The organism is Azonexus sp. (genome assembly GCF_036170495.1).
Lineage (GTDB): Bacteria > Pseudomonadota > Gammaproteobacteria > Burkholderiales > Rhodocyclaceae > Azonexus.
On the sequence record NZ_JAVHPH010000079.1, the window covers coordinates 1 to 5,938 of the forward strand.

At 59.7% G+C, this 5,938-nt stretch carries 7 protein-coding genes; all 7 read right to left on the minus strand.

Features of this window, described 5'->3' with window-relative positions; translation table 11 throughout:
- The coding region (gene leuB, locus ADADOO_RS02555) for a 3-isopropylmalate dehydrogenase (protein WP_511274747.1) at nucleotides 1-943 on the minus strand (943 nt) is incomplete at its 3' end.
- A gap of 12 nt (nucleotides 944-955) precedes the next feature.
- Nucleotides 956-1,594 (minus strand): 3-isopropylmalate dehydratase small subunit, encoded by a 639-nt coding sequence (gene leuD, locus ADADOO_RS02560; RefSeq protein ID WP_511274749.1) that lies wholly within the window; start codon nucleotides 1,592-1,594, stop codon nucleotides 956-958.
- Complete coding sequence (locus ADADOO_RS02565; protein WP_511274751.1) at nucleotides 1,595-1,810, minus strand: entericidin EcnAB; 216 nt, start codon at nucleotides 1,808-1,810, stop codon at nucleotides 1,595-1,597.
- Between the two features lie 14 nt (nucleotides 1,811-1,824).
- Nucleotides 1,825-3,231 carry a 3-isopropylmalate dehydratase large subunit gene (gene leuC, locus ADADOO_RS02570; protein ID WP_511274753.1) on the minus strand — a complete coding sequence of 469 codons (1,407 nt, stop codon included), beginning with the start codon at nucleotides 3,229-3,231 and terminating at the stop codon, nucleotides 1,825-1,827.
- Nucleotides 3,232-3,261: 30 nt separating this feature from the next.
- The gene (locus ADADOO_RS02575) at nucleotides 3,262-4,449 is read right to left on the minus strand and encodes an MFS transporter (RefSeq protein WP_511274754.1); all 1,188 of its coding nucleotides are present in this window, start codon (nucleotides 4,447-4,449) and stop codon (nucleotides 3,262-3,264) included.
- 41 nt (nucleotides 4,450-4,490) lie between these two features.
- Nucleotides 4,491-4,757 (minus strand): HP1242/YdcH family protein, encoded by a 267-nt coding sequence (locus ADADOO_RS02580; RefSeq protein WP_511274756.1) that lies wholly within the window; start codon nucleotides 4,755-4,757, stop codon nucleotides 4,491-4,493.
- Nucleotides 4,758-4,811: 54 nt separating this feature from the next.
- Nucleotides 4,812-5,912, minus strand: a complete 1,101-nt coding sequence (aroC, locus tag ADADOO_RS02585) for a chorismate synthase (protein ID WP_511274758.1) — start codon at nucleotides 5,910-5,912, stop codon at nucleotides 4,812-4,814.
- Nucleotides 5,913-5,938: the final 26 nt, after the last annotated feature.

The window sequence follows — 5,938 nt, forward strand, 5'->3', positions numbered from 1 at the left end:
CATTTTCGACGCGCAGTGCCTGCTCTTCGAGGCCAAATGTGTAGCGCAGCATCATGGCGACCGACAGGATGGTGGCCAGCGGGTTGGCAATGTCTTTGCCGGCGATGTCCGGAGCAGATCCGTGCGACGGCTCGTACAGTCCCTTGTTGTTATCGTCGAGCGAAGCTGACGGCAACATGCCGATCGAGCCGGTCAACATCGATGCCTCGTCGGACAGGATGTCACCGAAGATGTTGCCGGTAACCATCACGTCGAACTGCTTGGGCGCCTTGACCAGTTGCATGGCTGCGTTGTCGACCAGCATGTGGCTCAGCGCGACATCCGGATAATCCTGGCTGATTTCGATCATCACGTCGCGCCACAGTTGGGTGCATTCGAGCACGTTCATCTTGTCCACCGAGCACAGTCGCTTGTCGCGTTTTTGGGCGGCCTGAAAGGCGACATGACCGATGCGACGAATTTCCGACTCGCTATAAACCATGGTATTGAAACCGACGCGCTCACCGTTTTCTTCACGGATACCGCGCGGCTGGCCGAAATAGATGTCGCCGGTCAATTCGCGAATGATCAGGATGTCCAACCCGGCCACCACTTCCGGCTTGAGCGTCGACGCATTGGCCAGCTCCGGATACAGAATGGCCGGACGCAGGTTGGCAAACAGGTTCAGATCCTTGCGGATACCGAGCAAGCCGCGTTCCGGGCGCTTTTCGCGCGGCAGCGTATCCCACTTCGGCCCACCAACAGCACCGAGCAGGATGGCATCGGCCGCGCGTGCCAGCTTTTGCGTCGCTTCCGGGTAAGGATGGTCGGTCGCGTCGACCGCACAGCCGCCGAGTAGCCCTTCTTCCATCTCGAACTTGAGATCGAGTGCTTTCAATACGCGCACCGCTTCAGCGGTAATTTCAGGGCCGATGCCGTCACCCGGTAGAACACAAATCTTCATGGTTTTTCCTTATTACGCAAACAGCCAGGGCTGGTTGATACGGCGTCTTTCTTCGAATTCGCGAATTTTTTCGGCGTGACGCAAGGTCAGGCCAATGTCGTCCCAGCCATTGATCAGGCATTCCTTGCGGAAGGCATCGATCTGGAATGGAATGCCATAACCATCGGGGCGAATCACTGCTTGCGCCGGCAGGTCGACGACCAGCTTGTAACCGGGCGTCGCTTCGACCTGTTTGAACAAGGCTTCAATTTCAGCAACCGGCAGCACAATGGGCACGATGCCATTTTTGTAGCAGTTGTTGAAGAAGATGTCGGCAAACGACTCGGCGATGATGGCCTTGAAACCAAAGTCGAGGAGCGCCCACGGCGCATGTTCGCGCGAACTGCCGCAGCCGAAGTTGGCGCGCGTGAGCAGCACTTCGGCACCCTGATAGCGCGGCTGATTCAATACGAAATTGGGATTCTTCGGGCGACCGGAATTATCCTGCCCGGGTTGCCCGACATCCATGTAGCGCCATTCGTCGAAGGCATTCGGGCCAAAGCCGGAACGCTTGATCGACTTGAGAAACTGCTTCGGGATGATCGCATCGGTATCGACGTTGTTGCGGTCGAGTGGTGCCACCAAGCCTTCCAGGCGAACGAATTTTTCCATTTATTCCACCACCTTCTGCACGGCTTCGCCACCTTTCTTGAGGGCGCCGCCGACTGCCTCTCCACCCTTTTTCAGGCCATGCTCGACCGCTTCGCCACCCTTCTGGATAGCCTCCCCGGTCTTCTCCGCGCCGATGGCGACATCCTTCTTGACGCCCTGGGCGGTATTGCAGGCTGCGAGGCAAAGCACCGCTATCGAGACAAGCATTTTCTTCATGATCGTCGCTCCTCCTAGAGAACGTCGCGCACGTCGGCGAAACGACCAGCAATCGCAGCCGCGGCAGCCATCGCCGGACTGACCAGATGGGTACGTCCGCCCGGCCCCTGACGGCCTTCGAAATTGCGGTTGGAGGTCGAGGCGCAACGTTCGCCGGGCTCCAGACGGTCAGCATTCATCGCCAGACACATCGAACAACCCGGTTCCCGCCACTCAAAACCAGCCGCGATGAACACTTTGTCCAGTCCTTCCGCTTCGGCCTGACGCTTGACCAGGCCGGAACCCGGCACAGCCAGCGCCAGCTTGACGGTTGCCGCGACATGGCGCCCCTTGAGCACGGATGCCGCCTCGCGCAGGTCTTCAATGCGCGAGTTGGTACAGGAGCCAATGAACACCTTGTCGATGGCGATATTCTGGATCGGTGTATTGGGATTAAGACCCATGTATTGCAGGGCGCGTTCCATGCCTTCGCGCTTGACCGGATCGGTTTGCTTAGCCGGATCGGGAACGACGGCATCGATGGCGACGACCATTTCCGGCGAGGTGCCCCAGGTCACCTGCGGACGAATGTCTTCGGCCTTGAGCGTGACGACGCGATCGAACTGGGCGCCGGCATCGGAATGCAGCGTGCGCCAGTAAGCAACCGCTTTTTCCCAGACATCACCTTTCGGCGAGAACGGGCGACCTTTCAAATAATCGATCGTTTTGTCGTCGACCGCGACAAAACCCATGCGTGCCCCGCCTTCAATGGCCATGTTACACAGGGTCATGCGCCCTTCCATGCTCAGGCTGCGGATGGCGCTGCCGCCGAACTCAATGGCGTAGCCCGTGCCGCCGGCCGTGCCGATGGTGCCAATGATGGCCAGCGCCACGTCCTTGCCGGTGACGCCCTTGCCGAGCTTGCCGTCGACGGCAACCAGCATGGTCTTCGATTTCTTCTGCAGCAGGCACTGGGTGGCCAGAACGTGCTCGACTTCGGAGGTGCCGATGCCGTGCGCCAGACAGGCGAACGCGCCATGCGTCGAGGTATGCGAATCGCCGCAGACGACGGTCATGCCGGGCAGCGTCGCGCCGTTTTCCGGACCGACGACATGGAGAATACCCATGCGCGCATCTTTGAACGGAAAATAAGCCAGGGCACCGACTTCGCGGATATTGGCGTCGAGCGTTTCAACCTGCTGCCGGGAAATCGGATCCTTGATGCCTTCGTCCCAGTGGTCGGTCGGCGTGTTGTGATCCGGTGTCGCGACGATGGACGAGACGCGCCACGGCTTGCGACCGGCCAGCTTGAGGCCTTCGAAAGCCTGCGGGCTGGTGACTTCATGAACGAGGTGACGATCGATATAGAGAAGGGTCGTGCCATCTGCTTCCTGATGGACGACGTGGTTCTCCCAAAGCTTGTCGTAAAGGGTCTTCGACATGGTGCGTAAAGTGGGCCGTAAAGCGTTTAATTATTGCACAGGATCTTTCATTTTTGGCCCGTTTTCCCGGTTGACCGTAGCATTTGCGCCGACCCATCCCCAGACCAGCGCGAAGCCGACCAGCGCGAACAACGCGCCGAGCGTAAAGGTCCAGCCGGCACCCAGCGACTCCCAGGTCCGACCGCTGATCAGCGCCCCAAGCAAGCCGCCGGCGCCGAACGACAGGCTGGAATATAGCGCCTGGCCCCGCCCCTGCGACCGGCCCGGAAACCACTGGTTGACGGCGGCGATGGATGCCGCATGGTAAGCGCCGAAGGTCAGGCCGTGCAGCAACTGAACGAGAATCATGATGGCCGCCGATTCGACCCCCCAGCCCATGAACAGGAAGCGCACGACCGCCGCACCAAAACTGGCGAGCAGGATGGCTCGCAGCGAAAACAGGCGGGACAGCCGCGCCATCAACATGAAGACGACAATTTCAGCCACGACGCCGAGCGACCACAGCAAGCCGACCTCGGTTTTCGAGTAGCCATGGGCGTCGAGGTGGATCGAATAGAAAACATAGAACGCGCCGTGCGCCGCCGACATCGCGAAGCAGGCTGTCATCAGCGCCATGACTTTCGGCTGGCGCAGGATTTCGCCGATCGGCTGGCCGTCGCGCTCATGCGGAACCGGCGGCACTTCCGGCAGGGTCAGCGCATAGATCAGAATGCCGGCCAGGATCGCCCAGCACACCCAGAGCACACCAACCGGCGGCGCCATATCGAGCAAGGCGCCGGTTCCCATGACGGCGACGATGAAGCCAATCGATCCCCACAAACGAATTCGGCTGTAACGGCCGCGCTCTTCGCGCAGGTGATCGAAAGTCAGCGTCTCGACCAGCGGCAAGGCGGCGCTCCAGAAGAAGGCGAGCACAGCCATCGCCACCAGCATGCCGGACAATTTATCGAGCCAGAAAAAGGCGGTGAATCCGGCCAGGCCGATCCCGGCAGCCAAACGAATGATCGCCATGCGCCGACCGAAACGATCAGCCAGCCAGCCCCACAGATTGGGGCCGAAGAGGCGCATCAACTGCATCTGGGACATCAGTAGTCCGATGTCCCAGGCAGAAAAATTCAGGGATTGGAGATAGAGCCCGAAATAGGGCGAGAAGGCGCCGATGAAGGCGAAATAGAAAAAGTAGTAGCCCGAGAGGCGCCAGTAAGGCAATACATGCATCCGCTAATTTTACCGGATGCGGGGTCGCTCACCGGTTTCGATCAAGCCTGGACGGACTGCTGGCCGGCGCGGAAGGCGAGCAGCAAATGGTAAATTTCATCCTTCAGCTTGACGCGCTGCTTTTTCATATCTTCGAGGGTGAAATCAGCGACTGGCATATCGTGCTCTTCCAGATTCTCAACACTGCCGGTCAGGCGGCCGTAGGAAGCAAACTGCCGGGCAAAATAGGCATTGCTGGTCTTGAGCGCATCAATGCCGTCCTTGAACTCCGAAAACTCCTGATACAGATCGTGATGATCAACTTGCATGATTTCCTCCCTCTGTTGCGAAGATCAGCTGCCTGGGCGGCAAACGTAGAAATATTACGCGATTTCACCCGGTATGCGCGGCGTGGAGCACACCACATCGCCGCACTGGGCGCGGTGGCGCAGCGCATGATCGATCAGCACCAAGGCCAGCATGGCTTCGGCAATCGGCGTGGCGCGAATGCCGACACAGGGATCGTGCCGCCCCTCGGTCGCCACTTCGATGGCATTGCCCTGACGATCGATTGAGCGACGCGGCTGAGCGATAGAAGAGGTCGGCTTGATCGCCATGTTCACGATGATGTCCTGCCCCGTCGAAATCCCGCCCAGCACGCCGCCGGCATGATTGGTCGCAAAACCTTGCGGCGTCATTTCGTCGCCATGTTCGCTGCCCCGCTGGGCCACAGAAGCGAAGCCGGCGCCGATTTCGACGCCCTTGACGGCATTGATGCCCATCATCGCGTAGGCGATTTCGGCATCGAGGCGATCATAAACCGGCTCTCCCCAGCCGGGCGGGACGCCGGTGGCGGTCACGGTGATTCTGGCACCGACCGAATCGAGCGATTTGCGCAGGCTGTCCATGTAGCTTTCAAGCTCTGGAACCAACGCAGCGTTCGGCGCAAAAAAAGCGTTTTCACGAATATCGTCGGCCGAAACAAAAGGGATCTCGATTGGACCAAGTGCGCTCATCCAGCCACAAATGCTGACGCCGTAACGCTCGTTGAGCCACTTGCGGGCAATTGCCCCGGCCGCCACGCGTACCGCCGTTTCGCGCGCCGACGAACGGCCGCCACCGCGATAATCGCGGAAACCGTATTTTTGGGTGTAGGTGTAATCAGCATGGCCAGGACGGAAGGTGTCGGCGATATTGCCGTAATCCTTGCTGCGCTGATCCTGGTTGCGAATGAGCAGGCCAATCGGCGTACCGGTAGTCTTGCCCTCAAAAACACCCGAAAGAATCTCGACGGTATCCGGCTCGCGGCGCTGCGTCACATGACGTGACGTCCCCGGCTTGCGGCGATCGAGTTCGGCCTGAATGTCGGCCTCGCACAAGGCCAGTCCGGGCGGGCAGCCATCGACAACGCAGCCGATTGCCGGGCCGTGGGACTCACCAAAGGAGGAAACGGTAAACAGGGTGCCAAAAGTATTGCCGGACATGGAAGCAGCGCTCTAATATGGAACGA

What these genes read in the sequence shown, in the direction of transcription:
- leuD (WP_511274749.1), bottom strand. Translation starts at nt 1,594, where the DNA reads ATGGAAAAATTCGTTCGCCTGGAAGGCTTGGTGGCACCACTCGACCGC.
- ADADOO_RS02565 (WP_511274751.1), bottom strand. Translation starts at nt 1,810, where the DNA reads ATGAAGAAAATGCTTGTCTCGATAGCGGTGCTTTGCCTCGCAGCCTGC.
- leuC (WP_511274753.1), bottom strand. Translation starts at nt 3,231, where the DNA reads ATGTCGAAGACCCTTTACGACAAGCTTTGGGAGAACCACGTCGTCCAT.
- ADADOO_RS02575 (WP_511274754.1), bottom strand. Translation starts at nt 4,449, where the DNA reads ATGCATGTATTGCCTTACTGGCGCCTCTCGGGCTACTACTTTTTCTAT.
- ADADOO_RS02580 (WP_511274756.1), bottom strand. Translation starts at nt 4,757, where the DNA reads ATGCAAGTTGATCATCACGATCTGTATCAGGAGTTTTCGGAGTTCAAG.
- aroC (WP_511274758.1), bottom strand. Translation starts at nt 5,912, where the DNA reads ATGTCCGGCAATACTTTTGGCACCCTGTTTACCGTTTCCTCCTTTGGT.